This is a genomic window from Pseudomonas sp. DR208 (assembly GCF_019823005.1).
GTDB classification, from domain to species: Bacteria; Pseudomonadota; Gammaproteobacteria; order Pseudomonadales; family Pseudomonadaceae; genus Aquipseudomonas; species Aquipseudomonas extremorientalis.
The window spans coordinates 5,694,120-5,717,198 of the sequence record NZ_CP081944.1 but is presented as its reverse complement, the minus strand read 5'-3'; the positions used below and the strand labels follow the sequence as shown (position 1 = coordinate 5,717,198).

At 62.0% G+C, this 23,079-nt stretch carries 22 protein-coding genes; 13 read left to right on the top strand and 9 right to left on the bottom strand.

Going from position 1 to position 23,079, the window contains the following annotated elements; genetic code table 11:
* Window positions 1-62: 62 nt before the first annotated feature.
* The 4 genes from eutC to K5K89_RS25795 form a co-directional block, all read right to left on the bottom strand.
* Window positions 63-896 (bottom strand): ethanolamine ammonia-lyase subunit EutC, encoded by an 834-nt coding sequence (eutC, locus tag K5K89_RS25810; protein WP_222540490.1) that lies wholly within the window; start codon window positions 894-896, stop codon window positions 63-65.
* Window positions 893-2,287: an ethanolamine ammonia-lyase subunit EutB gene (locus K5K89_RS25805; protein WP_222540489.1), complete on the bottom strand. Its 1,395-nt coding sequence runs from the start codon at window positions 2,285-2,287 to the stop codon at window positions 893-895. The genes eutC and K5K89_RS25805 overlap by 4 nt, the downstream gene beginning before the upstream one ends.
* A gap of 52 nt (window positions 2,288-2,339) precedes the next feature.
* The gene (gene eat, locus K5K89_RS25800; RefSeq protein ID WP_092248114.1) at window positions 2,340-3,773 is read right to left on the bottom strand and encodes an ethanolamine permease; all 1,434 of its coding nucleotides are present in this window, start codon (window positions 3,771-3,773) and stop codon (window positions 2,340-2,342) included.
* Between the two features lie 118 nt (window positions 3,774-3,891).
* Window positions 3,892-5,412, bottom strand: coding sequence for an aldehyde dehydrogenase family protein (locus K5K89_RS25795; protein ID WP_222540488.1), 1,521 nt, complete (start codon window positions 5,410-5,412; stop codon window positions 3,892-3,894).
* Window positions 5,413-5,684: 272 nt separating this feature from the next.
* Here K5K89_RS25795 and K5K89_RS25790 point away from each other — a divergent pair, with 272 nt between their 5' ends.
* The 5 genes from K5K89_RS25790 (at window position 5,685) to K5K89_RS25770 (ending at window position 11,179) form a co-directional block, all read left to right on the top strand.
* The gene (locus K5K89_RS25790; protein ID WP_222540487.1) at window positions 5,685-7,601 is read left to right on the top strand and encodes a sigma-54-dependent Fis family transcriptional regulator; all 1,917 of its coding nucleotides are present in this window, start codon (window positions 5,685-5,687) and stop codon (window positions 7,599-7,601) included.
* 490 nt (window positions 7,602-8,091) lie between these two features.
* Entirely contained in the window at window positions 8,092-8,829 is a 738-nt protein-coding gene (locus K5K89_RS25785; protein ID WP_261400795.1) for a hypothetical protein, read from the top strand.
* A 97-nt stretch (window positions 8,830-8,926) separates the two neighbouring features.
* Window positions 8,927-10,276 carry a UDP-N-acetylmuramate:L-alanyl-gamma-D-glutamyl-meso-diaminopimelate ligase gene (gene mpl, locus K5K89_RS25780; RefSeq protein ID WP_222540486.1) on the top strand — a complete coding sequence of 450 codons (1,350 nt, stop codon included), beginning with the start codon at window positions 8,927-8,929 and terminating at the stop codon, window positions 10,274-10,276.
* Window positions 10,273-10,902: a flavin prenyltransferase UbiX gene (gene ubiX / locus K5K89_RS25775; protein WP_028618086.1), complete on the top strand. Its 630-nt coding sequence runs from the start codon at window positions 10,273-10,275 to the stop codon at window positions 10,900-10,902. Before mpl ends, ubiX begins: the two co-directional genes overlap by 4 nt.
* Window positions 10,895-11,179 (top strand): YceK/YidQ family lipoprotein, encoded by a 285-nt coding sequence (locus K5K89_RS25770; RefSeq protein ID WP_071489882.1) that lies wholly within the window; start codon window positions 10,895-10,897, stop codon window positions 11,177-11,179. The genes ubiX and K5K89_RS25770 overlap by 8 nt, the downstream gene beginning before the upstream one ends.
* A 52-nt stretch (window positions 11,180-11,231) precedes the next feature.
* On the opposite strand, the gene K5K89_RS25765 is transcribed toward K5K89_RS25770, so the two are convergent.
* The 3 genes from K5K89_RS25765 to K5K89_RS25755 all read right to left on the bottom strand — a co-directional run bounded on the left by K5K89_RS25765 (window position 11,232) and on the right by K5K89_RS25755 (window position 14,182).
* Complete coding sequence (locus tag K5K89_RS25765) at window positions 11,232-11,873, bottom strand: oxidoreductase (RefSeq protein WP_071489883.1); 642 nt, start codon at window positions 11,871-11,873, stop codon at window positions 11,232-11,234.
* Window positions 11,874-11,902: 29 nt separating this feature from the next.
* Window positions 11,903-13,621: a C13 family peptidase gene (locus tag K5K89_RS25760; RefSeq protein ID WP_071489884.1), complete on the bottom strand. Its 1,719-nt coding sequence runs from the start codon at window positions 13,619-13,621 to the stop codon at window positions 11,903-11,905.
* A 105-nt stretch (window positions 13,622-13,726) separates the two neighbouring features.
* A complete protein-coding gene (locus tag K5K89_RS25755; RefSeq protein ID WP_071489885.1) occupies window positions 13,727-14,182 on the bottom strand; it encodes a MaoC family dehydratase in 456 nt (151 codons plus the stop codon).
* Window positions 14,183-14,345: 163 nt separating this feature from the next.
* Between K5K89_RS25755 and K5K89_RS25750 the strand changes: the two genes are divergently transcribed.
* Genes K5K89_RS25750 through K5K89_RS25740 form a run of 3 tightly spaced genes read left to right on the top strand, consistent with a single transcriptional unit; the run spans window position 14,346 to window position 16,024 of the window.
* The gene (locus K5K89_RS25750; protein ID WP_015886074.1) at window positions 14,346-14,699 is read left to right on the top strand and encodes a CidA/LrgA family protein; all 354 of its coding nucleotides are present in this window, start codon (window positions 14,346-14,348) and stop codon (window positions 14,697-14,699) included.
* Window positions 14,696-15,412: an LrgB family protein gene (locus K5K89_RS25745; protein ID WP_222540485.1), complete on the top strand. Its 717-nt coding sequence runs from the start codon at window positions 14,696-14,698 to the stop codon at window positions 15,410-15,412. The genes K5K89_RS25750 and K5K89_RS25745 overlap by 4 nt, the downstream gene beginning before the upstream one ends.
* Window positions 15,413-15,433: 21 nt before the next feature.
* Window positions 15,434-16,024 (top strand): LON peptidase substrate-binding domain-containing protein, encoded by a 591-nt coding sequence (locus tag K5K89_RS25740; RefSeq protein WP_058427778.1) that lies wholly within the window; start codon window positions 15,434-15,436, stop codon window positions 16,022-16,024.
* Here K5K89_RS25740 and K5K89_RS25735 read toward each other — a convergent pair.
* Both K5K89_RS25735 and K5K89_RS25730 read right to left on the bottom strand, forming a co-directional pair.
* On the bottom strand, window positions 16,021-17,337 hold the full coding sequence (locus K5K89_RS25735) for a bifunctional DedA family/phosphatase PAP2 family protein (protein ID WP_071489886.1): 1,317 nt from the start codon (window positions 17,335-17,337) through the stop codon (window positions 16,021-16,023). The two genes, K5K89_RS25740 and K5K89_RS25735, sit on opposite strands and share 4 nt — an antisense overlap.
* Before the next feature lie 16 nt (window positions 17,338-17,353).
* Window positions 17,354-18,037, bottom strand: a complete 684-nt coding sequence (locus K5K89_RS25730; protein ID WP_222541754.1) for a DNA-3-methyladenine glycosylase — start codon at window positions 18,035-18,037, stop codon at window positions 17,354-17,356.
* Between the two features lie 173 nt (window positions 18,038-18,210).
* On the opposite strand from K5K89_RS25730, the gene K5K89_RS25725 reads away from it, so the two are divergent.
* The 5 genes from K5K89_RS25725 (at window position 18,211) to mrdA (ending at window position 23,075) form a co-directional block, all read left to right on the top strand.
* Window positions 18,211-19,476 (top strand): glutamate-5-semialdehyde dehydrogenase, encoded by a 1,266-nt coding sequence (locus tag K5K89_RS25725; RefSeq protein WP_222540484.1) that lies wholly within the window; start codon window positions 18,211-18,213, stop codon window positions 19,474-19,476.
* Window positions 19,476-20,120 carry a nicotinate-nucleotide adenylyltransferase gene (gene nadD, locus K5K89_RS25720; protein ID WP_071489888.1) on the top strand — a complete coding sequence of 215 codons (645 nt, stop codon included), beginning with the start codon at window positions 19,476-19,478 and terminating at the stop codon, window positions 20,118-20,120. The genes K5K89_RS25725 and nadD overlap by 1 nt, the downstream gene beginning before the upstream one ends.
* Window positions 20,121-20,189: 69 nt before the next feature.
* Window positions 20,190-20,684, top strand: coding sequence for a ribosome silencing factor (gene rsfS / locus K5K89_RS25715; protein WP_003176298.1), 495 nt, complete (start codon window positions 20,190-20,192; stop codon window positions 20,682-20,684).
* Window positions 20,685-20,693: 9 nt separating this feature from the next.
* Window positions 20,694-21,161, top strand: a complete 468-nt coding sequence (rlmH, locus tag K5K89_RS25710; protein ID WP_003176297.1) for a 23S rRNA (pseudouridine(1915)-N(3))-methyltransferase RlmH — start codon at window positions 20,694-20,696, stop codon at window positions 21,159-21,161.
* 15 nt (window positions 21,162-21,176) lie between these two features.
* Window positions 21,177-23,075, top strand: a complete 1,899-nt coding sequence (mrdA, locus tag K5K89_RS25705; RefSeq protein WP_071489890.1) for a penicillin-binding protein 2 — start codon at window positions 21,177-21,179, stop codon at window positions 23,073-23,075.
* Window positions 23,076-23,079: the final 4 nt, after the last annotated feature.

Below are 23,079 nucleotides of genomic sequence, written 5' to 3'. Positions count from 1 at the left end.
CCACACAAGCGGCCGTGACTCGATGCTGCCTAATGGCGTGAAAAAGCGCAATCGTGCAGCGTTCAGTCATCCGGTGAACTGAGCAGGAAATTGCCTTTCATCAGGTCCGGATCATCCGACTCAAGGGTCTGCACCTGCGCCTCGTCCTTGAGATTGACCCCCGACAGCTGCCGGCGACACGCCTCTCGCATCAAGTAAAGCAGGCGGTGGGCGGCCATGCCGTAGCTCAGGCCTTTCAGGCGCACATTGGAGATGCAGTTGCGGTAGGCGTCGGTGAGGCCGACCTTGGGGTTGTAGGTGAAATACAGGCCCAGGCTGTCCGGCGAGCTGAGGCCGGGCCGTTCGCCGATCAGAATGACGGTCATCTTGGCCCCGAGCAACTGGCCCACTTCATCCGCCACCGCCACGCGGCCCTGTTCCACCAGAATGACCGGCGACAAGGACCAACCGTCTGCGCTGCTCTGTTCTTCCAGGCGCGTCAGAAACGGCAAGGTGTGTTTATGCACCGCCAGTGCCGACAGGCCATCAGCGACCACCACCGCCAAGTCCACGCCGCCGGGGTTGGCCGATGCATGATCGCGCAGCAACTGGGCTGACTCATCGCTCAGGCGCCGCCCCAGGTCCGGGCGTTGCAGGTAAAGGTGACGATCAGTGGCAGCACTGTGCAGCAACAGGCTGTCACGCCCGCGTTCGGCCAACTGACCGCGCAGGCCCGCATGGTCGAAGGGCAAGTGCACAGCATCCCGTGCCTGGGCGTGGGCAAATTGGAAATCCAGCTGCGCGCTAGTGGGGATGCTGGTGCCGGTGCGGCCCAGGGCTATTCGGGCTGGCGTCAGGCGGCGCAGTTCCAGCCAAGGGTTGTCAGGCAGGTCGAGTTGCACAGGCGGCTCCTTCATCCCAATTGCGCCAAGGCTTGGCGAAACGCCGGTGGCAGGCTGTTGCCGAAGTGCACCTTGCCGTCGGCTTGCGTGAAGATGCCCATCTTCGCCAGCCACTGTTCAAACTCCGGCGCCGGCTTTAAACCCAATGTTTGGCGGGCGTACAGGGCGTCGTGGAACGAAGTGGTCTGGTAGTTGAGCATGATGTCGTCGGAGCCGGGAATGCCCATGATGAAGTTGATCCCGGCCACACCCAGCAGGGTCAGCAGGGTGTCCATGTCGTCCTGGTCGGCTTCGGCGTGGTTGGTGTAACAGATGTCGCAACCCATCGGCACGCCGAGCAGCTTGCCGCAGAAGTGGTCTTCGAGGCCGGCGCGGATGATCTGCTTGCCGTTGTACAGGTACTCGGGGCCGATAAAGCCTACGACGGTATTCACCAAAAATGGTTTGAAATGTCGCGCCACCGCGTAGGCGCGGGTTTCGCAGGTTTGCTGGTCGACGCCAAAGTGCGCGTTGGCCGACAGGGCGCTGCCCTGGCCGGTTTCGAAGTACATCAGGTTCTGGCCCAAGGTGCCGCGATTGAGGCTCAGGCCTGCTTCGTAACCTTCCTGCAGCACACTCAGGCTGATGCCGAAGCTGGCGTTGGCCGCCTCGGTGCCGGCAATCGACTGGAACACCAGGTCCAGCGGCACGCCACGGTTGATCGCCTCGATGGAGGTGGTGACGTGGGTGAGTACGCAGGCCTGGGTCGGGATCTCGTAGCGCTGGATGATCGCGTCGAGCATCTCCAGCATGGCGCAGATGGAGGCGATGCTGTCGGTAGCCGGGTTGATGCCGATCATGGCGTCACCGTTGCCGTACAACAGGCCATCGAGAATGCTCGCGGCGATGCCGGCCGGCTCATCTGTAGGATGGTTGGGCTGCAGCCGCGTGGACAAGCGCCCGCGCAGGCCCATGGTGCCGCGAAACTGCGTGACCACGCGGATCTTCTGCGCCACCAGCACCAGGTCCTGCACACGCATGATCTTCGACACGGCGGCGGCCATTTCCGGTGTCAGCCCTGGCGCCAAGGCGCGTAGGGAATGTTCGTCGGCCGCGTCGCTGAGCAGCCAGTCGCGCAAGCCGCCGACGGTCAGGTGGCTGACCACGCTAAACGCCTGTTTATCGTGGGTGTCGATGATCAGTCGGGTGACTTCATCGCCTTCATAGGGGATCAGCACTTCTTCTAAAAAGTGTTTGAGCGGGATATTCGCCAACGCCATCTGCGCCGCCACGCGTTCACCGTCGTTCTGTGCGGCGACGCCGGCGAGAAAGTCACCGGAGCGTGCGGGGCTGGCCTTGGCCATCACGTCCTTGAGGCTGTCGAAGCGGTAGGTCTGTGCACCCACCGCGTGGGAAAAACTTGCCATACAGTGTCTCCTTGGCGACGCAGGCACGCGCCTGCGTCGAGGTTTACGGCTATCAGTGCAAGGCGGCCTCTGCGGCCTGGATCGCCGCGAATTCCTCTTCGGGCGTGCCCGCTACCAAGTGATGCCGGCTGTAGAAAGCAAAGTAAGCAATTAATACTCCATAGATGATCGCGGCGCCAATCACCACCCGTGGATCCACCAGAAAGCCCGCTACCACGGCCACGCAGGCCAGCACGAGGGCAACGCCGGAGGTGAAGACGCCGCCCGGCGTGCGGTACGGACGGTCCATTTTGGGGCGACGGATGCGCAGGGTGATGTGCGCGGCCATCATCAGCACGTAGGAAATGGTCGCGCCAAACACCGCCACCAGGATCAGCAGGTCACCCTGGCCGGTCAGCGATAGGCCAAAGCCGATGATGCCGGGGATCACCAACGCCAGCACGGGCGCCTTGCTTTTGTTGGTCTCGGACAGTTTGCGTGGCAGGTAGCCGGCACGCGACAGCGCGAAGATTTGTCGCGAATAGGCGTAGATGATCGAGAAAAAGCTGGCGATCAGGCCCGCCAGGCCTACCAGGTTGACGAAGCTGCCCATCCAGGTCGAGCCGCCATAGGACAAGGCCAGCGCCTCCACCAGCGGGTTGCCGGACTTGATCAACGCGTACGTGCCGGCGCCGCCCGGTGCTATTACCAGGATCAGCAGGGCAAAGCTGGTCAGCACCACAATGGCGCCGATCAGGCCGCGCGGCAGGTCGCGCTTGGGGTTCTTGGTTTCTTCGGCGGCCAGCGGCACGCCCTCGACGGCCAGGAAAAACCAGATGGCATAGGGGATTGCCGCCCACACACCCACATAGCCGAACGGCAGGAAGGTGCTGGCACCCTTGGCCTCGGTCACCGGGATGTCCAGCAGGTTGGCAACACTGAAGTGCGGCACCATCGACACCAGGAACACGCCCAGGGCAATCGCAGCCACGGCGGTAATCACGAACATCAGCTTCAAGGCTTCGCCGACACCCAAGATGTGGATGCCGATAAAAATGATGTAGAACGCCAGGTAAATCATCCAGCCGCCAATGCCGAACAGCGACTCGCAATACGCGCCGATAAACACCGCGATGGCGGCGGGGGCGATGGCGTATTCGATCAGGATTGCGGTGCCGGTGAGGAACCCACCCCACGGCCCGAATGCGCTGCGGGCAAAGCCGTAGCCACCACCTGCAGTGGGGATCATGGACGACAGTTCGGCCAGGGAAAAACACATGCACAGGTACATGGTGGCCATCAGCAATGTGGCCAGGAACATCCCGCCCCAGCCACCTTGGGCCAGGCCGAAGTTCCAGCCGGCGTAGTCGCCGGAGATCACGTAGGCGACGCCAAGGCCGACCAGCAGTACCCAGCCGGCGGCGCCTTTTTTCAGTTCGCGTTGTTGGAAGTATTGGGAGTCGACTTTTTCGAAGTCGACAGAAGATCCAGTCGGTTCGCTAGGCATGGGAAAGTACCTTTCATTCTTATTGTTTTTAATTTGGCGTCTTTGTGTCGAACGCAAAATGTGGGAGGGGATAAGCCCCTCCCACATTTGATTGCATTTCAAATGTGCGAGGGGGTAATTAGAAGAAGCCCAGCGGATTAATGTCGTAACTCACCAGCAAGTTCTTGGTCTGCTGGTAGTGATCCAACATCATCTTGTGGGTTTCACGGCCAACGCCGGACTTCTTGTAACCACCGAACGCGGCATGGGCCGGGTACAGGTGGTAGCAGTTGGTCCACACGCGGCCCGCCTTGATCGCGCGGCCCATGCGGTAGGCGCGGTTGATGTCGCGGGTCCATACGCCGGCGCCCAGGCCGAACTCGGTATCATTGGCAATCGCCAGGGCTTCGGCTTCGTCCTTGAAGGTGGTGATGCTCACCACCGGGCCGAAGATTTCTTCCTGGAACACGCGCATTCTGTTGGTGCCTTTGAGCAGGGTCGGTTGGATGTAATAGCCGCCAGCCATGTCTCCGGTAAGCTTCTCGACTTTGCCGCCGGTCAGCAGTTGCGCGCCTTCGCCCTTGGCGATTTCCAGGTAGGACAGGATCTTGTCGAACTGCTGCTCGGACGCCTGGGCGCCGACCATCGTGTCGGTATCCAGCGGGTCGCCGCGTTTGATCGACTCGATCTTCTTCATCACCACTTTCATGAAGTCGTCGTAGATCGATTCTTCCACCAGTGCACGGGAAGGGCAGGTGCACACTTCGCCCTGGTTGAAGAACGCCAGCACCAGGCCTTCGGCGGCCTTTTCGATGAACGAAGGTTCGGCTTTCATGATGTCGGCGAAGAAGATGTTCGGCGACTTGCCGCCCAGCTCAACGGTCGACGGAATAATGTTCTCGGCCGCCGCATGCATGATGTGCGAACCCACCGGGGTGGAGCCGGTGAAGGCAATCTTGGCGATGCGCTTGCTGGTCGCCAGGGCTTCGCCGGCTTCCTTGCCGAAACCGTGCACCACGTTCAGCACGCCCGGTGGCAGCAGGTCGCCGATCACTTCCAGCAGCACGTTGATGCCCAGCGGGGTTTGCTCGGCGGGCTTGAGCACCACGCAGTTACCGGCGGCCAGCGCCGGGGCGAGTTTCCACGCGGCCATCAGCAGCGGGAAGTTCCACGGGATGATCTGGCCAACCACGCCCAGCGGTTCGTGGAAGTGGTAGGAGGCGGTGTGTTCGTTGATCTCGGCGCTGGTGCCTTCCTGGGCGCGAATGCAGCCGGCGAAGTAGCGGAAGTGGTCGGCCGCCAGCGGGATGTCGGCGTTGAGGGTTTCACGCACGGCCTTGCCGTTGTCCCAGGTTTCGGTGATGGCCAGCAGTTCGAGGTTCTGTTCGATGCGGTCGGCGATCTTCAGCAGCACCAGCGAACGGTCCTGGGCCGAGGTCTTGCCCCAGGCGTCGGCGGCGGCGTGGGCGGCGTCCAGGGCTTTGTCGATGTCTTTGGCGGTGGAGCGTGGGAATTCGGCAATTGCCTTGCCGTTGACCGGCGAAGAGTTGGTGAAATATTTGCCATCGACCGGCTCAACGAATTCGCCACCGATGTAGTTGCCGTACTTGGCCTTGAACGAAACGATGGCGCCTTCAGTACCGGGGTGTGCGTAACGCATGGTGGGTATCTCCTGGCTTTTATGTTTATTGGGAGCGCAGCGCAACGAGCGCTTGATAAGCGTAGAGCAAAGGTTGGGCCACCGCTGTGTGAGCCAGCTAAATCAAGGGGTTGGGCATTGTTGCAAGGCGTTGCTGTGGCAGGGTTGATACAGCCTGTGTGACAGTTTGTGCCGTAAACGGTACAGCCCGTGACCGGCGGGTCGGCACGGGATTGCATTGCCTGGATGGCTGGGGGATGCTGGGGGTTCTCACGCAGGGAGAATAATAAGAAATGCACAACGATCATTTCAGTCGCCATGCCCAGCAAGTGCTCACCGTGGCCCATGGTCGCGACCCGTCCAGCGATCCCTCCATCGCCCGCTCCTGGCTGCGCTGCCTGGAGGACTATCACCTCGACCCTGCGCAAACCATTGCCCCCACCGTGCTTGAACATGGCCGCCTGCTGGAAAGCCGCGAGCGCCTGCAACAAGTGCTGCATATCGCCGGCAGTGAGATGAACAGCCTGCACCAGCAGCTCTCGGGCGCCGGCCATGCGGTGTTGCTGACCGATGCGCGGGGCGTGATCCTCAACTGTGTCACCGCGCCATCCGAACGCAAGATCTTCGAGCGCGCCGGGCTGTGGCTCGGTGCCGATTGGAGCGAAGCGTGCGAAGGCACCAATGGCATCGGCACCTGCCTGGTGGAGCGCCAATCCCTGACCATTCACCGTGATGAGCATTTTCGTGGCCGGCACACCGGGCTGACCTGTTCGGCCAGCCCGGTGTTTGATCCCCATGGCGATCTGCTGGCGGTGCTGGATGTGTCCTCGGCGCGCGAAGCGGTGTCGCGCCAGAGCCAGTTCCACACCATGGCGCTGGTCAACCTGTCGGCGAAGATGATCGAGAGTTGCTATTTCCTGCGCCACTTTGAAAATCACTGGTTGCTGCGCTTTCACCTGCAGGCTGAGTCGGTGGGGTTGTTCAGTGAAGGATTGCTGGCGTTCGATGGCGATGGGCGCATCTGCGCGGTGAACCAAAGTGCGCTGAACCTGTTGGGGCAGTTGCGTGGCGGCCTGCTGGGCCAGCCGGTGGAGGCATTTTTCGAATGCACCCTCGATCAGTTGCTCGGCCGCGCCAGCGCCAATGCCACCGCCAGTTGGCCGTTGCGTACCCGCGATGGCCGGCATTTGTTCGCGGCGCTGCGCGGTCAGGCGCGCAGTATTCCCACACCCGTTGCCAAACCTGCGGTGGTGGAACGGCCGCGCCTGCCCGGCATCTGCCTGGGCGATCCGGCCCTGCAACAGGACTTCAGCAAGGCGTTGCGGGTTTTCGAGCGCGATGTGCCGTTGCTGATCAATGGCGAAACCGGTTCCGGCAAAGAGGCCTTTGCCAAGGCCGTGCATCAGGCCAGCCAGCGGGCCGACAAGGCATTTGTGGCACTCAACTGTGCCGCCATCCCGGAAAGCCTGATCGAAAGCGAATTGTTCGGCTATCGGGGAGGCAGCTTTACCGGTGCGCGCAAAGAAGGCATGCAAGGCAAGTTGCAGCAAGCCGATGGCGGCACCCTGTTTCTCGACGAAATCGGCGATATGCCCCTGGCGCTGCAAACCCGTCTGCTAAGAGTGCTGGAGGACCGGCTGGTGGTGCCGCTCGGCGGTGAGCCCCAGGCGGTAAACGTACGAATTATCAGCGCCACCCATCGGAATTTGTTGGCGCGTGTGCAGGACGGCACCTTTCGCGAAGACTTGTACTACCGGCTCAATGGTCTGGAAATTTCCCTGCCGGCACTGCGTGATCGCGCGGACAAATCCCAGTTGCTGGATTTTCTGCTGGGCCAGGAGGCGGGTGAGCAACAGGTCGCGCTGGATCCTGCTGCACGCCGAGTGTTGTTGGCGTTCGCCTGGCCGGGCAATGTGCGACAACTGCGCATGGTGCTGCGCACGTTGATTGCGTTATGTGCGGACGGCCTCGTTCGGCTTGAAGACGTGCCCGCCCGTGTCCGTGATTCGCAGACCGCACAGGTAAACGACACCCTGCCATCGGCTGATTCATCGCTTGATGTTGCCGAACGTGGCGCGTTGCTGGCCGCCTTGGCGCAGCAACACTGGCACATGAGCCAGACCGCGGTTTTATTGGGCATCAGTCGAAATACGTTATATAGAAAGTTGCGCAAGTACGGAATCGCTCGTCAATTGCGCCAGGAGTGTTAGTTGCCGGTTGCTTATTAACTGCGGTGTGTAAGTCACGGTTATTACTCACCGTCCGAGGGATCGGCTTTGTTTGCGCGGCATTGGTTTTCTGGAACTGGTAGCTGGTTTTTCAAGACGCAGAGGATAAGGCCAATGTGCAATTTGGCCTTGCCTGTCTCAACAACTATCCGTTTCAGAAGCTATTAGGGTGAAGGTTATGCGCATAACAGGTCAGACTCCGTCAATACCTATGCAAACTGAACAACCGTCCACTGAGTTATCAAAAGAGCCCACTGCACCGACCATTAATTATCCCAGTGATGAAGCCCAAAACGGGCAAGAGGTACACAGTCGTCGCAAGAGGGACTTGTTTTTCAACCCATTCAGGCGGCGTCCGCCATCACCACCGACACGGGGATCCAGCGTTGGAGGCTCACCGCCACGCCTCAATCCCCCGCCTGCAAGCCCAGCGCCGCCGACGGGGTCTGTGGGAAGTGCCTTCAGGAGTATTTTGCCAAAGATCACTGGCCAGCCGGTGGCCAATGTGATTCCGTCCCAGAGCCATGCTGCTCCCAAGACCTTGGCCGAGGTGACGCAAAACCTGATCGTCGCGGACCGATTGCACAAGGCGGGTGTGTTTTCCACTTCCCCCCAACTCGGCACGGTTGCCCGTGATGCCTTTGTAAATGCGGGGATCAATGGGTTTGTCAGTGCGCCACTCAGTATTGCAACCTACGCAGGGTCCGCTTGGACAGGAGAGGCGATCAAAGGCCAGTACACCTCGCAGACCCCGATTCTGCCACCGGTGCACCAACCGGCCCCCAGCACTCAGGGAGCAACGTACGCGGGCAATGTTTCGACGCAGAATGCCAATGTGGACACGCGACTGGCCCTGGCCGAACTGCGTATCGAGGTCGTGGCGAATAACATCATGGCAATACGGGAGGGGACGGATGCGAAGGCCCTCAAATTGGTTGAACGTGATTCACAGTCTCCGGGTGAGCGACTCGCCGCGCTTGAGGCCTTGTATGACGTCGCCGAAAATCAACTCAAGATGATCGGTGAGGAAAACGACATGATCTTGCGACCTTACAAAGAAGCTTCCGGCGCAACGGCTGGTACCGACGGCAGCCGGCTGGACAGCCTGGATAAGCGTTTTGAGGCGGTGAACAAGTTCATCGGCAAACTCATCGTGCTCAAGGCCACCGACCTACCCGCTGAACCAATGGCTGATACGCCGACTGTCTGAGTTCCTGGGCGGCCTTCCGGGGCCGCCACCTGACAGCTAAAGAGTGCGATTTTCGCCCCCCTGCGCTAACCTGCCTCGATGTTTTACGAGGTCGACTATGCACATTCATATTCTCGGTATTTGCGGCACATTCATGGGCTCGATGGCCGTTCTGGCCAAAGAACTGGGCCACCATGTCACCGGCTCCGACGCCAACGTCTACCCGCCCATGAGCACGCAACTCGAGGCCCAGGGCATCGAGCTGACCCAAGGCTACGACCCGGCGCAATTCGACCCGGTCCCTGACCTGGTGGTTATCGGCAATGCCATGTCTCGTGGCAACCCGGCGGTCGAATACGTCCTCAATAAAGGTTTGCCTTATGTGTCCGGCCCGCAGTGGCTGGCGGATCATGTGCTGCAAGGTCGTTGGGTCTTGGCGGTCGCCGGCACCCACGGCAAGACCACCACCAGCAGCATGCTGGCCTGGGTACTGGAGCACGCGGGCATGAGCCCGGGCTTTTTGATCGGCGGTGTGCCGCAGAACTTTTCGGTGTCGGCGCGCCTGGGCGACACGCCGTTCTTCGTGATCGAGGCGGATGAATACGACAGCGCCTTCTTCGACAAGCGCTCCAAGTTCGTTCACTACCGCCCGCGCACGGCAATCCTGAACAACCTGGAATTCGATCACGCTGACATCTTCACCGACCTGGCGGCCATCGAGCGCCAGTTCCACCACTTGGTGCGGACCATTCCAAGCGAAGGCCTGGTGATCCACCCGACCACCGAGCCTGCCTTGCAGCGCGTGATCGAGATGGGCTGCTGGACCCCGGTACAAACCACCGGCGCGGGCGGGCAATGGCAGGTCAGGTTGCTCAGCGAAGACGGTTCCCGCTTTGAAGTGCTGTTCGAGGGCGAGGCCCAAGGCATCGTCGAGTGGGACATGACCGGCCAGCATAACGTCGCCAACGCTTTGGTGACCCTGGCGGCTGCGCGGCATGTAGGCGTAGTGCCGTCCATGGGCATCGCCGCGCTGAGTGCATTCAAGAGCGTGAAACGGCGTATGGAAAAGGTCGCCGACGTGAATGGGGTTACCATCTACGACGACTTTGCCCACCACCCGACGGCGATTGCCACCACCCTGGATGGCCTGCGCAAGCGCGTTGGCGATGCGCCGATCATTGCGATTGTCGAGCCGCGCTCCAACTCCATGAAGCTTGGCGCGCACCGCGACGGCCTGCCGGAAAGCGTCAACGATGCCGACCAGGTGGTCTGGTACGCACCGGCCAATCTCGGCTGGGACCTGCCGGCGATTGCCGCCCTGTGCACGGTGCCGTCCAGCGTCTGCGACTCCATCGAAGGCATCATCGAACACGTTAAGCACCAGGCCAAGCCCGGCACTCACGTAGTGGTCATGAGCAACGGCGGCTTTGGCGGCCTGCATGGCAAGTTGGCCGAGGCGCTGAAATGAGCGGCCCGGAGCGCGTCACCCTGGCGATGACCGGTGCATCCGGCGCACCCTATGGTTTGCGTCTGCTCGATTGCCTGGTGCGTGAAGACCGCGAAGTGCATTTCCTGATCTCCAAGGCCGCGCAGCTGGTGATGGCCACCGAGACCGACGTGGCGCTGCCGCCCAAGGTGCAGACCATGCAGGCCTTCCTCACCGAATACACCGGTGCGGCGGCGGGGCAGATCAAGGTCTACGGCAAAGAGGACTGGATGTCGCCGGTGGCGTCCGGCTCGGGAGCGCCGGCGGCGATGGTGGTGGTGCCGTGTTCCACGGGCACCTTGTCGGCGATTGCCACGGGGGCCTGCAACAACCTGATCGAGCGGGCGGCGGACGTCACGCTGAAGGAGCGCCGCCAGTTGATCCTGGTGCCGCGAGAAGCGCCGTATTCGAGCATTCACCTGGAGCACATGCTCAAGTTGTCGAACATGGGCGTGACCATTCTGCCGGCCTCGCCGGGTTTCTATCACCAGCCGCAGACCATCGATGACCTGGTGGACTTTGTGGTGGCGCGCATTCTCAACCTGCTGAACATTCCCCAGGACATGCTGCCACGTTGGGGCGAGCACCATTTGAGCAGCGATGAATAAGGCGCTGCTGGTCCTGCTGGCGCTGCAACTGACGGGCTGCGCCACCGCGCGTACGTTGGACGCGGCGCAACCGGGTGCGCCGGTGGTGTATGCCGGCACGCGGTTGGATTTGTATGCAATGAATGGTGGCTGCTGCGCCAAGGACAGGTTTGGTGCCGAGGCGCCGAGTTATCCTGGGGTGGATCTGCCGGCGAGTGCGTTGCTCGATACCTTGTTGTTGCCGCTGTCGGTGTTGACGGTGTTGGGCGTTGGTTTCAACGCCACGGGCGGCCTGTAACCCTGTGGCGAGCCCGCTCGCCACAGCAAGCCCTTCAGTGGGAAGGGACCGGTTATTTGCCGAGTTTGCGCAACTCGTCCGACTCCACCACCCGCACCCCATCCTGCTCTTCCAGCGCCAGGCGCCACATGGCGCGGGCCAGTTCGCACACTTCAATACCGTGGTATTTGCCCGGAATCAACCGCGACAGCGGCCCGGCCAATTGCTCCGCCAGGCGCGGTTGCAAGCGTTCCCCCAGCAACAACGACGGCCGCACGATGGTCAGCTGTGGCCAGTCCTGGGCCCTCAAGGCTTGTTCCATTTCCCCCTTGACGCGGTTGTAGAACACCGAGGATTTCGAGTCGGCGCCAATCGCGCTGATCACGATCAGGTGCCGCGCACCCATTTCCCGCGCACGCTTGGCGAAGGCCACGACCATATCCAGGTCAACCGCGCGAAAGGCGGCTTCGGAACCGGCTTGTTTGAGGGTGGTGCCCAGGCAGCAGAAGGCGATATCTACCCGGCCGCTCAGTTGTGGCAGGAGCACCGCCGGGTCGCCCACCGGGTTGTCCAAATGCGGGTGTTGGGCCAGCGGCTTGCGGCTGGGCGCAAGCACGCGGGTCACGGTGGGTTCGTTGAGCAGGCGGTCGAGCAGGTGTTCGCCGGTAAGGCCGGTGGCTCCGGCGAGCAAGATATGCTGAGGCGTCAGGTACATGGTGTTTCCCCCTTGTTACACGTTACAGCTTAGTTGCCTTTGGCTTCCTTGCTATTCATTGAGACGCTTTCCAGCGCCTTTCGTGCCTGCTGTTTGCGTAATAATTGCCAGTGGGCGATCACACCCTTGGGGGCCCAGATCTGCGGTTCGGAGGCTTCGAAGTTGTCCGCCTGTTCGCGTTCGGCCACATGCAGTTGCGCCAGCTTGAAGGCTTGCTGCAAGTCGTCGGTCTGGTTGAGGGCTTGGGCGAAGAGGGCGTCGCCGAAGTAGGTGAAGTCGGCTTCCTCGGAGCAGCCGAAGGACACGCGGTCGGCCCGGGACGCGGTCATGATCAGCGTGTGCTCATCCTTCAGGGCCGGGATGAAGCCGCCGGAGTAGCAGGCCGAAATCACCACGATCTTGTCGCGGTTCTTCAGCGGTGCCAGCACGGCCGCCAGCTCATCGGCTGGCAGGTCGGCCAGCTCCATACGCGGCTGGTCCAGCACCAATTCGTGTTCGTGGGTACCGTGGCTGGTCATGTAGATGAACACCAGGTCTTCCGGGCCGGTGCGCTCGGCCAGGGTTTGCACGGCGCGCCGCAGGCTTTCGCGGGTGGCCAGGGGGCGATCGGTGATGTGGTCGCGGTGATTGACCAGGCGAATCTGCCCGCGTGCTCCGAAGCGGGTGGCGAGCATATTGCTGACGTAATCGGCTTCGCGCAGGAACACGCTTTGTTTACCGTCGCCAGCCACGGCCAGGGTGTACAGCTCCACGGCGGGGGTGGAGGCGGGCACGGCGGCGAGGGCTGCATCCAGCAGGCGGCCTTGGGCCAGCACGCCGATTTCCAGGGGGTCGGGCAGCAGTTTGCCGTCGGCGTCACGCACGCGCATGCCATTGACCCAGGTACCGGCCTGCACGGTGCCGTCGGTGAGGACCAGGGTGCCTTTGCCTTGATAGTTGTCGCCGTCGAAACCGCCGATATAGAAGCTGCCATCGGTGAGGTTCAGGCGGCCTTCACCGGTAAAGCGCCAGTCGCTGAACTGGCCGACGTAGTGGCTGCCATCCACACCGATCAATTCGCCCTTGCCGCTGAGCGCGCCTTCCTTGAATTGGCCGATCCACACGTCGCCGTCGGCGTTCTCGTAGCGGCCCTTGCCGTTGAGTTGGTTCTGCTTGAACTGGCCGACATAGATGTCGCCGTCGGCGCTGTTGAAGGTGCCGTTGCCTTCCAATTGGCCATCGACGAAATGGCCGCTGAACTGGTTGCCGCTGTCGTCGTTGCGCTGGCCTTCGCCATTGGGCTTGCCGTGGGCGAACTGGCCCTGGTACTGGCTGCCGTCCGCCAGCTCCAGGCGACCAAGGCCGGAATACTGGTCGTCCTTGAATTCGCCGCGATAGGTCATCTGCCCCTCTTTGAGGGTGCCTTCGCCATTGCGTCGTCCGTTCTTGAAGCCGCCCACGTAGTGGCTGCCCGCCGTGGTCAGGCTGCCCTGGCCATCGAACAGGCCTTGCTGGAACCGGCCTTTATAGACTTCGCCGTTACTGCCATGCCATTCGCCCTGGCCGTGCCACTGGCCCTTGTCGAACTGCCCGGCGTACCAGCTGCCGTTGGGGTAGTCCACGCGGCCCTGGCCCTGCAGCAAGCCATCGACCACATCACCCCGGTAGCGGCCGCCATCAGGCAGGCGCGCATCGGGCGGCAACAGCGATTCGCCATCTCCGCAAGCGGTGAGCAACAGGGCAAGGGCGAGGGGAGCGAGTGGGCGCATAGCGGGATCCGGATAATTGAGCGCCGAGTATGCCGCAGCTGCGAGTTTCATACATAAATTTACATACGCTGTGGTGAGGTTTATTTCCCCACCACAGGCACGGCCTTATACAAAGCAGAGTGACAACGACTCGGCAATGTAAGCCGGTTTTTCCTGGCCTTCGATTTCCAGGGTGCAGGTTGCCTTGAGCAACCACTGGCCGGGCTTTTTCTCGGACACGTCGGTGAGGGTGACCGCCAGGCGCACGTTGGAGTTGACCTTCACCGGCTGGATGAAACGCACGCTGTCCAAACCATAATTGACTGCCATCTTCAGGCCTTCGGGCATGATCAGGATGTCTTCGATCAGCTTGGGAATCAGCGACAACGACAGGAAGCCGTGGGCGATGGTGCTGCCGAATGGCGTTTGCGCGGCCTTGACCGGGTCGACGTGGATGAACTGATGATCGCCCGTGGCCTCGGCGAACAGGTTGATGCGTGCCTGGTCGATGGTGAGCCATTCGGAACGTCCCAGTTCCTTGCCGACATAGTCTTTGAGCTGCGCTACGGGTACATGGGGCATTGCGTCTCTCCTTGGTTCATCGGTGCTGTTTTTATCGATTACAGAGAACCAATGTAGATCATCATGGCCAATCGGCTCGGTCAACCCACCATGCTTTTGGCGAATGCCGGTGCATAGGGCGGGCATGCTTATAATGCGGGCGAGTTTCGAGGGGGAAGAACGGATGCTGTTACGGGGCCTGACCTGGCTGGTGCTGTTTCAATTGATCGGCACCGCGATCAATCATTTGCTGTTGCCGGTACTGCCGGGGCCGATCATCGGGCTGCTGCTGATGCTGGGCTTCCTGGTCTGGCGTGGCGAAGTCGGCGAGCCATTGAGCCTGGCCGCCAGCAGCCTGTTGCGCTACTTGCCGTTGCTGCTGGTGCCGCCGGCGGTAGGCGTGATGGTGTATGCCAAGGACATCGCCGCGGACTTCTGGGCCATTGTCGGTGCGCTGGTGTTGTCACTGGTGATTGCCATGGGCTTTGTCGGCGTGTTGATGCAGCAGATGGTCAAGCGCAAGGAGAAGGATCAATGACTGTCGACTGGCAGGGCGCCTGGACGGCGGTGATCCATCACCCGCTGTTCGGCATCGGAATCACCCTGGGTGCCTATCAACTGGTACTGGCCGGTTTCGAGAAAACCCGCTGGATCTTCCTGCAGCCTGTACTGGTTTCCATGCTGCTGGTGATCGGCGTACTGATCAGCTGTGGCCTGAGCTACGCCGAGTACCGCAAGAGCACCGAGATCATGGGCATCCTGCTGGGCCCGGCGACGGTGGCCCTGGCGGTGCCGCTCTATTTGAACCTGCGGCGCATTCGCCAATTGTTCTGGCCGATTTTTACTACGCTGGTGATAGGCGGGGTGTTGGCCACCGGCCTGTGTGTACTGCTGGGCTGGTGGTTTGGCGCCGAACACAGGATGTTGATGACCATGGCGCCCAAGTCGGTGACCTCGCCGATCGCCATGCTGGTGGCCGAGCAGATTGGCGGTGTGGCGGCATTGGCGGCGGTGTTTGTGCTGATCACCGGGGTGATCGGCGCGATGATCGGCCCGGCATACCTGTCGCGCCTGGGCGTGCACAGCCCTGAGGCGCGGGGCATGGCCCTGGGCATGACCGCCCACGCGGTCGGCACCTCAGTGGCGTTGCAGGAAAGCGAAGAGTGCGGCGCCTTTGCGGCGCTGGCCATGAGTCTGATGGGCGTGGCCACGGCAGTGCTCCTGCCGCTGGCTGTGTCGGTGATCGTTTAAACCGGGTTTAAGGAAACCTTTATGAGTCTGGCGCTGTTCCCACTCAATACCGTGCTGTTCCCAGGCTGCACCCTCGACCTGCAATTGTTTGAGGCGCGCTATCTGGACATGGTCGCCCGCTGCATGAAAAAGGGCGAAAGCTTCGGCGTGGTGTGCATCCTCGACGGCAAGGAAGTGGGTCTGGCCCCGGACGGCTACGCGCTGATCGGCTGTGAAGCGCTGATCCGCGACTTCAAGCAGCAGGACAATGGCCTGCTGGGGATTCGTGTCGAAGGCGGTCGCCGGTTCCGGGTGCGTGACGCGGGCGTGCAGAAAGACCAACTGCTGGTGGCTGATGTGCAGTGGCTCGAAGAACTGCCGGATCAACCGCTGGAAGAAGAGGACGCCGACCTGCTGGCATTGCTCCAGGCGTTGGCCGAGCATCCGATGGTGGCCTCGCTGGACATGGACGCCCACGCCGACGGGCAGCAAGCCTTGGGCAATCAACTGGCGTATCTGCTGCCATTCACCGAGGCCGACAAGATCGACCTGCTGCAACTCGACGACCCGCAGCAGCGCCTGGATGCGATCCAGATGCTGCTCGATGAGTTGCAGGGTGAGTTGTTCACTTAATAGGCATAACGCAGCAGGGCGTGGGGCGTGCCGGTGAGGGCGATAAAGCTGAGCACCGCCACCAATGCTGGCAGCAACAGCCACCAGGCTTTTTGCGGCATCGCCGGTAGCGGGCTGCGGTACTGGCTGACCCCCAGGCTGAACGCACATACCGTCATCGCCAGCAGCGTGCCGGCCAGGATGTCTGTGGGCCAATGCGCGCCCAGGTAGACCCGCGACAATGCGATAAAGGCGGCGGGAATGCAGCCCAGCAGCATCCAGGTCAGGCGTAGTCGGATGGGTTGCCCGCGCCCGGCCAGGACCGCGAGGGCCAGGAAAAACGCAAACGCGCCGGATGCATGGCCGCTGGGCATACTGAAACTGGTCAGTGGGTCTGTGAGGATTTCCGGGCGGCCACGGGCGAAAAACAACTTGGTTCCGGTGTTGATCACCGCCGCACCGGCGAGGGTCGCGCCGACAAACACCGCATGGCGCCATTGCCGAGCCACTAGCAGCAAGCCGGTAAACACGGCGCTGGCGACGAACATCTTCTTGAATTCGCCCAGTTGGGTGATGCGCACCATCACTTCGTCCAGCCAGGGGCTGCGGTGCTCCTGTACCAGGGCGCTCAGGCCCTGGTCAAAGTCATTGAGGTGGGGGTAGCCGATAAACAAGGCGATCAACATCGTCAGGCTGGCGCAACCGATCCAAAGGGTGGCGCGACGATGGCCGCGCAGGCTGCTGTTCAAGCTCAGGCCCACCACCACCGCGATACAGGCTGCTACCACTCCCGCTTCAGGCCAGAAACCCTCCGGCAATGGCAGGCGGAACGCGGCGCCGGTCGCCCAGCCTGGCAGCAGGTACGCCACCGACCAGCCCGCCGCCGCCACGAGGCTGACAATCGCAAAACGCGGGAAGGGCATGTCGCACATCCCGGCCACCATCGGCAGCATGGGCCGCAGCGGGCCGATGAAGCGCCCGACCAGCAGGCTGGCAATGCCGTACTTGTGGAAGTAGGTTTCGGCGCCGTTCATCCATTCCGGGTGATGACGCAAGCCGGGCAAGCGCCGGATGTTCTGGTGGAAATGTCGCCCCAAGTAGTAGGAAACCCCGTCACCCAACAATCCGCCGAGGAAGCCCAGCAGCAGGGTCTCGCTCAGTGACAGCGCGCCGCTGCCGGCGAGGGCGGCAATGGCAAACAACAATACCGTGCCCGGCACGATCAGCCCGGCGATGGCCAGGCACTCCACGCAGGCGACAATAAACACCGCGACCGCCAGCCATTCGGGGTTCAGGGTCAACCAGCCGGTAATGCTATCGAGCCATTGGCCCATACAATCCACTCCATGCTCAAATCAAAAAATAATCGCGGCCTTCGACCTGGCCCCTGCGCAGCGGGTTCCGCGTGCAATAAGGCGCGTAGCCAGCATCGACGAAGCGGTACATCAGGTGTTCATCACGCCCGCTGGGGATCCCCAGGCGGGTGGTCTGGATGATCTGGGTCGGGGTCTGCCCCACATCCTCGACGTAGAGCCGTTCCTGATCGAAGCGCTTGGCATCCCACATCGGCACCTTCAGGCCCAAGGCCTTACACAGCAGGGTCTGGCCGGCGCACAGTTTTTGCGAGGCGCGGGGGCTGCCGTCGGGGTTCGGGTTGTTCAACAACATCTGTGCCAGGCTGGCCGGGCCTGATACGTCATCGACCCATGGATAGGCCGATTTGATCAACACGGCATTGCCTGGTCCATGGGCGCTGAAGTTCAGCGAATCGCCACCCCGGGCGTAGTACATGTAGATATGCCCGCCATCCAGAAACAAAGCCTTACGCTTTTCTGTGTAGCCCAATGAGGCGTGACTGCCTTTTTCCGCCACGTAATAGGCTTCGGTTTCAATAATCCGTGCTGAAAGCCAGGTTTCACCGACGCGATGGCGGATGACTTTGCCGAGCAATTCCTGCGCAAGCAGTTGCGCGTCACGGTCGAAGAAGCAGTGGGGCAGGGCGCTGGCGGGGAGTTGCGGCGATGAACTGGGCATGGCGGTCAGGGTAAATACGGCTAAATGTGACGGAATCATAACAACTCCCACCTTAATTACCGCTGAACCCAGGTTTTTACAGTTCATTTCGACCATCCGCCCCTCACCGCTGTCAGTCGGGCGGCGTCACAGCTATAATCTGCCGCTTTCCTCCCTGCCAAGACTCCCTGACCATGACTGAGTCCGTTCTTGACTACATGACCCGCCTGGGTCGCGCTGCCCGTCAGGCCTCGCGGTTGATCGCCCGTGCGAGCACTGCGCAGAAGAACCGCGCCCTGCTGGCCGCCGCCGATGCCCTGGATGCTTCGCGCTCCGAGCTCAGCGCCGCCAACGAGCAAGACCTGGCCAACGGCCGCGCCAATGGCCTGGAGCCGGCCCTGCTGGACCGCCTGGCACTGACCCCGGCACGTATCGACGACATGATCGAAGGCCTGCGTCAGGTGGCCAAGCTGCCTGACCCCATCGGTGAAATCCGCGACATGCGTTACCTGCCGTCCGGCATTCAGGTCGGCAAGATGCGCGTGCCCCTGGGCGTGATCGGTATCATTTACGAGTCGCGTCCGAACGTGACCATCGACGCCGCGAGCCTGTGCCTGAAGTCTGGCAACGCCACCATCCTGCGCGGCGGTTCCGAGGCGATCAATTCCAACCGTGCCATCGCGGCCTGCATCCAGCAGGGCCTGGCCGTGGCCGAGCTACCCGCCGAAGTGGTGCAAGTGGTGGAAACCACCGACCGCGCCGCCGTGGGTGCGCTGATCACCATGCCGGAATTCGTCGACGTGATCGTGCCGCGTGGCGGCAAGAGCCTGATCGAGCGCGTCAGCCGCGATGCCAAGGTGCCAGTGATCAAGCACCTGGACGGCGTGTGCCACGTGTACATCGACATCTCCGCCGACATCGACAAGGCGATCCGCATCGCCGACAACGCCAAGACCCACCGCTACGCCCCGTGCAACACCATGGAAACCCTGCTGGTGCACGTCGGCATTGCCGAGCGCGTGCTACCGCCGCTGGATGCCATCTACCGCGACAAGGGCGTCGAGCTGCGCGGTTGCGGGCGTACCCGTGCGCTGCTGGGCGCGGACGTGATCGAGGCGACCGAGCTGGACTGGTACACCGAATACACCGCGCCGATCTTGTCGATCAAGATCGTCGATGACCTCGACGAAGCCATCGAACACATCAACACCTACGGCTCGAAGCACACCGACGCTATTGTTTCCGAGCATTTCAGCGATGCGCGGCGCTTCCTCAACGAAGTGGATTCCGCCTCGGTGATGATCAACGCTTCGACACGCTTTGCCGACGGCTTCGAATACGGCCTGGGCGCAGAGATCGGCATTTCCACCGACAAGCTCCACGCCCGTGGCCCGGTCGGGCTGGAAGGCCTGACCAGCGAGAAGTACGTGGTGTTCGGCGACGGTCATGTGCGCACTTGATGGGTAAACGCATCGGGCTGCTCGGCGGTACCTTCGACCCCGTGCACATCGGCCATTTGCGCAGTGCCCTGGAAGTTGCGGATGCCCTCGCGCTGGACGAGCTGCGCGTGATGCCCAATGCGCGGCCGCCCCATCGCGATACGCCGCAGGTATCGCCGCAGCAGCGCCTGGAAATGGTGCGCCTGGCGGTGGAAGGCATAACGCCGCTGGTGGTGGACGACCGCGAGCTCAAGCGCGATAAACCGTCCTACACTGTTGACACCCTGGAGCTGATGCGCGCCGAGTTGGCCGCGGATGACCAGTTGTTTTTGCTTCTGGGCTGGGACGCTTTTTGCGGCCTGCCCTCTTGGCATCGCTGGGAGGAACTCCTCCAGCATTGCCACATCCTGGTTCTGCAACGCCCGGATGCCGACAGCGAACCGCCGGATGCCTTGCGCAACCTGCTGGCCGCGCGGTCGGTAAGTGACCCCTTGGCCCTGACCGGGCCGAACGGGAATATTGCATTCGTCTGGCAGACCCCGCTTGCGGTGTCCGCCACCCAGATCCGTCAACTGCTGGCCAGCGGGAAGTCGGTACGTTTCCTGGTGCCTGACGCGGTCCTGGCCTACATCGATGCGCACGGGCTTTACCGTGCGTCGAACTGAAAAGGCGCGCTTGAACGCACGAAAAATCGTACGGCAGGCGCCCAAACATACGAGCAAAACGAGTTTTATATGACGAACAAAGACGTAAGCAAAGTTAAGCGCAAAGGCACTTTCAAAAGCGCGCCGTTGCCGGTTGAAGCCCACGTAGGCCCGGAACTGGCCGGCGAAGAGCTGGTAAAGGTTGCCGTGGCTGCCCTGGAGGACGTCAAGGCCCAGGATATCCAGGTGCTGGACGTGCGCGACAAGCAGAGCATCACCGACTTCATGATCATCGCCACCGGTACCTCGAACCGCCAGATCGGCGCGATGCTCGACAAGGTCCGCGAAGCCGTCAAAGCCCAAGGCGTGAAGCCGCTGGGTGAAGAGGGCAAGGGCGACAGCGACTGGGTGCTGCTGGACATGGACGATGTGATCGTTCACATGATGACCTCCAACGCCCGCCAGTTCTACGACCTGGAGCGTCTGTGGAAAGGCGCCGAGCAGAGCCGTGCCGCCGATGGCAAGCACCACAGCCCGGAAGTGGGCCACGCGCACTTCGACAAGCTGAACAAAGACCAGGAATAAGGAACGGCTGTGCGCCTGCGTCTGATTGCTGTCGGTTCACGCATGCCCAAGTGGGTGGAAGAAGGCTGGCACGAGTATGCCAAGCGTCTGCCCGCCGAGCTGTCGCTGGAACTGGTAGAGATACCGCTCAATACCCGGGGCAAGAATGCCGACGTGGCGCGCTTTATCCGTCAGGAAGGCGAAGCCATGCTGGCCAAGGTCGGCCCCAACGAGCGCATCGTCACCCTCGAAGTGCACGGCAAGCCCTGGAGCACCGAGCAGCTGGCGGTGGAACTGGATCGCTGGCGCCTGGACTCGCGTACGGTCAACTTCATGGTCGGCGGCCCCGAAGGGCTGGCGCCGGAAGTCTGTGCGCGGGCGGACCAGCGCTGGTCGCTGTCGGCGCTGACGCTGCCGCACCCGTTGGTAAGGATCCTGATCGGTGAACAGCTGTATCGCGCCTGGACAGTCCTGTCCGGGCACCCTTACCACAAATAATCTGCGCCCCTCCCGATGACCCAACCGATCCGCATCAAGGACCACGAGAAAGACGCACGTCTCGTACGCGCACGCGTGGTGTTTGGCGCGATCATGGTGGTGGCGTTGTTGGGCGTGCTGATCGCCCGTCTGTATTTCCTGCAGGTGATCCAGTACGACTATCACTCCACGCTGTCGGAAAACAACCGGGTGCATGTGCAGCCGATCCCGCCGACCCGTGGGCTGATTTTCGACCGTAATGGCGTGGTGGTGGCGGACAACCGGCCCAGCTTCAGCCTGAGCATGACCCGCGAGCGCTCTGGCGACTGGCAGCAGATCCTCGATGTGATCGTCGAGGTGCTGCAACTGACGCCGGAAGACCGGGTGATCTTCGAGAAACGCATGAAGCAGGGGCGCCGGCCTTTCGAGCCGGTGCCGATCCTGTTCGAGCTGACCGAAGAGCAGATCGCGCGGATCGCGGTGAACCAGTTCCGCCTGCCGGGTGTGGAAGTGGTAGCGCAGTTGGTGCGGCATTACCCGCAGGGGCCGCACTTTGCTCACTCCGTCGGCTATATGGGGCGGATCAACGAGAAAGAGCTGAAAACCCTCGATCCGGTGAATTACAGCGGCACCCACCATATCGGCAAGACCGGCATCGAGCGTTTTTATGAGCCCGAGCTGCACGGCCAGGTGGGTTACGAGGAAGTCGAGACCAACGCCCGTGGCCGCGTGCTACGGGTGCTCAAGCGCACCGACCCGGTACCGGGCAAGGACATCGTGCTGAGCCTGGACATCAAGTTGCAGGAAGCGGCTGAGATGGCCCTGGGCGGGCGTCGCGGCGCAGTGGTTGCCCTGGACCCGGCTACCGGTGAAGTCCTGGCGATGGTCAGCCAGCCGAGTTTCGACCCCAACCTGTTTGTGACCGGGATCAGCTTCAAGGCCTACGCCGAGTTGCGTGATTCCATTGATCGTCCGCTGTTCAATCGCGTGCTGCGCGGCCTGTACCCGCCGGGTTCGACCATCAAGCCGGCGGTGGCGATTGCCGGCCTGGACGCGGGTGTGGTTACCGCTTCCAGCCGCGTGTTCGACCCGGGCTACTACATGCTGCCCAACTACGATCACAAATACCGTAACTGGAACCGCACCGGCGACGGCTTTGTCGACCTGGACACCGCAATCATGCGCTCCAACGACACCTATTTTTACGACCTGGCCCATAAGCTCGGGATCGATCGCCTCTCTGCCTACATGGGCAAGTTCGGCCTCGGCCAGAAAGTCTCCCTGGACATGTTCGAAGAGTCCCCCGGCCTGATGCCGTCGCGGGAGTGGAAGCGCGCAACCCGCCGCCAGGCGTGGTTCCCGGGCGAAACTCTGATCCTCGGTATCGGCCAGGGCTACATGCAGGCCACGCCGCTGCAACTGGCCCAGGCCACGGCGTTGGTCGCCAACAAAGGCATCTGGAACCGTCCGCACCTGGCCAAGACCATCGAGGGCGAGAAGCCCCTGGATGAAAACCCGATCCCGAACATCGTGCTGCGCGATCCGTCCGACTGGACCAAGGTCAACCATGGCATGCAGCAAGTGATGCACGGTGCACGCGGCACCGCACGCAAGGCGGCCATTGGTGCGCAGTACCGCATTGCCGGCAAGAGCGGTACTGCCCAGGTGGTGGCGATCAAGCAGGGCGAAAAATACGACCGCTCCAAGGTTCAGGAACGCCACCGCGACCACGCCTTGTTTGTCGGCTTTGCCCCGGCGGACGACCCGAAAATCGTGGTCGCGGTGATGGTCGAGAACGGCGAGTCCGGCTCCGGCGTCGCGGCGCCCGTGGTGCGCCAGGTGATGGACGCCTGGCTGCTGGCCGACGACGGCAGGCTCAAGCCCGAATATGGCGGCCCCCCTTCAAGCACCGAGGTTACGGCCCGTGAAGAGTAATTTT

What these genes read in the sequence shown, in the direction of transcription:
- eutC (WP_222540490.1), bottom strand. Translation starts at nt 896, where the DNA reads ATGAAGGAGCCGCCTGTGCAACTCGACCTGCCTGACAACCCTTGGCTG.
- nadD (WP_071489888.1), top strand. Translation starts at nt 19,476, where the DNA reads ATGGGTAAACGCATCGGGCTGCTCGGCGGTACCTTCGACCCCGTGCAC.
- eat (WP_092248114.1), bottom strand. Translation starts at nt 3,773, where the DNA reads ATGCCTAGCGAACCGACTGGATCTTCTGTCGACTTCGAAAAAGTCGAC.
- K5K89_RS25730 (WP_222541754.1), bottom strand. Translation starts at nt 18,037, where the DNA reads ATGCCCAGTTCATCGCCGCAACTCCCCGCCAGCGCCCTGCCCCACTGC.
- mrdA (WP_071489890.1), top strand. Translation starts at nt 21,177, where the DNA reads ATGACCCAACCGATCCGCATCAAGGACCACGAGAAAGACGCACGTCTC.
- K5K89_RS25755 (WP_071489885.1), bottom strand. Translation starts at nt 14,182, where the DNA reads ATGCCCCATGTACCCGTAGCGCAGCTCAAAGACTATGTCGGCAAGGAA.
- K5K89_RS25790 (WP_222540487.1), top strand. Translation starts at nt 5,685, where the DNA reads ATGCACAACGATCATTTCAGTCGCCATGCCCAGCAAGTGCTCACCGTG.
- K5K89_RS25770 (WP_071489882.1), top strand. Translation starts at nt 10,895, where the DNA reads ATGAATAAGGCGCTGCTGGTCCTGCTGGCGCTGCAACTGACGGGCTGC.
- K5K89_RS25725 (WP_222540484.1), top strand. Translation starts at nt 18,211, where the DNA reads ATGACTGAGTCCGTTCTTGACTACATGACCCGCCTGGGTCGCGCTGCC.
- rsfS (WP_003176298.1), top strand. Translation starts at nt 20,190, where the DNA reads ATGACGAACAAAGACGTAAGCAAAGTTAAGCGCAAAGGCACTTTCAAA.
- K5K89_RS25740 (WP_058427778.1), top strand. Translation starts at nt 15,434, where the DNA reads ATGAGTCTGGCGCTGTTCCCACTCAATACCGTGCTGTTCCCAGGCTGC.
- mpl (WP_222540486.1), top strand. Translation starts at nt 8,927, where the DNA reads ATGCACATTCATATTCTCGGTATTTGCGGCACATTCATGGGCTCGATG.
- K5K89_RS25735 (WP_071489886.1), bottom strand. Translation starts at nt 17,337, where the DNA reads ATGGGCCAATGGCTCGATAGCATTACCGGCTGGTTGACCCTGAACCCC.
- K5K89_RS25805 (WP_222540489.1), bottom strand. Translation starts at nt 2,287, where the DNA reads ATGGCAAGTTTTTCCCACGCGGTGGGTGCACAGACCTACCGCTTCGAC.
- K5K89_RS25750 (WP_015886074.1), top strand. Translation starts at nt 14,346, where the DNA reads ATGCTGTTACGGGGCCTGACCTGGCTGGTGCTGTTTCAATTGATCGGC.
- ubiX (WP_028618086.1), top strand. Translation starts at nt 10,273, where the DNA reads ATGAGCGGCCCGGAGCGCGTCACCCTGGCGATGACCGGTGCATCCGGC.
- K5K89_RS25745 (WP_222540485.1), top strand. Translation starts at nt 14,696, where the DNA reads ATGACTGTCGACTGGCAGGGCGCCTGGACGGCGGTGATCCATCACCCG.
- K5K89_RS25760 (WP_071489884.1), bottom strand. Translation starts at nt 13,621, where the DNA reads ATGCGCCCACTCGCTCCCCTCGCCCTTGCCCTGTTGCTCACCGCTTGC.
- K5K89_RS25765 (WP_071489883.1), bottom strand. Translation starts at nt 11,873, where the DNA reads ATGTACCTGACGCCTCAGCATATCTTGCTCGCCGGAGCCACCGGCCTT.
- K5K89_RS25795 (WP_222540488.1), bottom strand. Translation starts at nt 5,412, where the DNA reads ATGCGTTACGCACACCCCGGTACTGAAGGCGCCATCGTTTCGTTCAAG.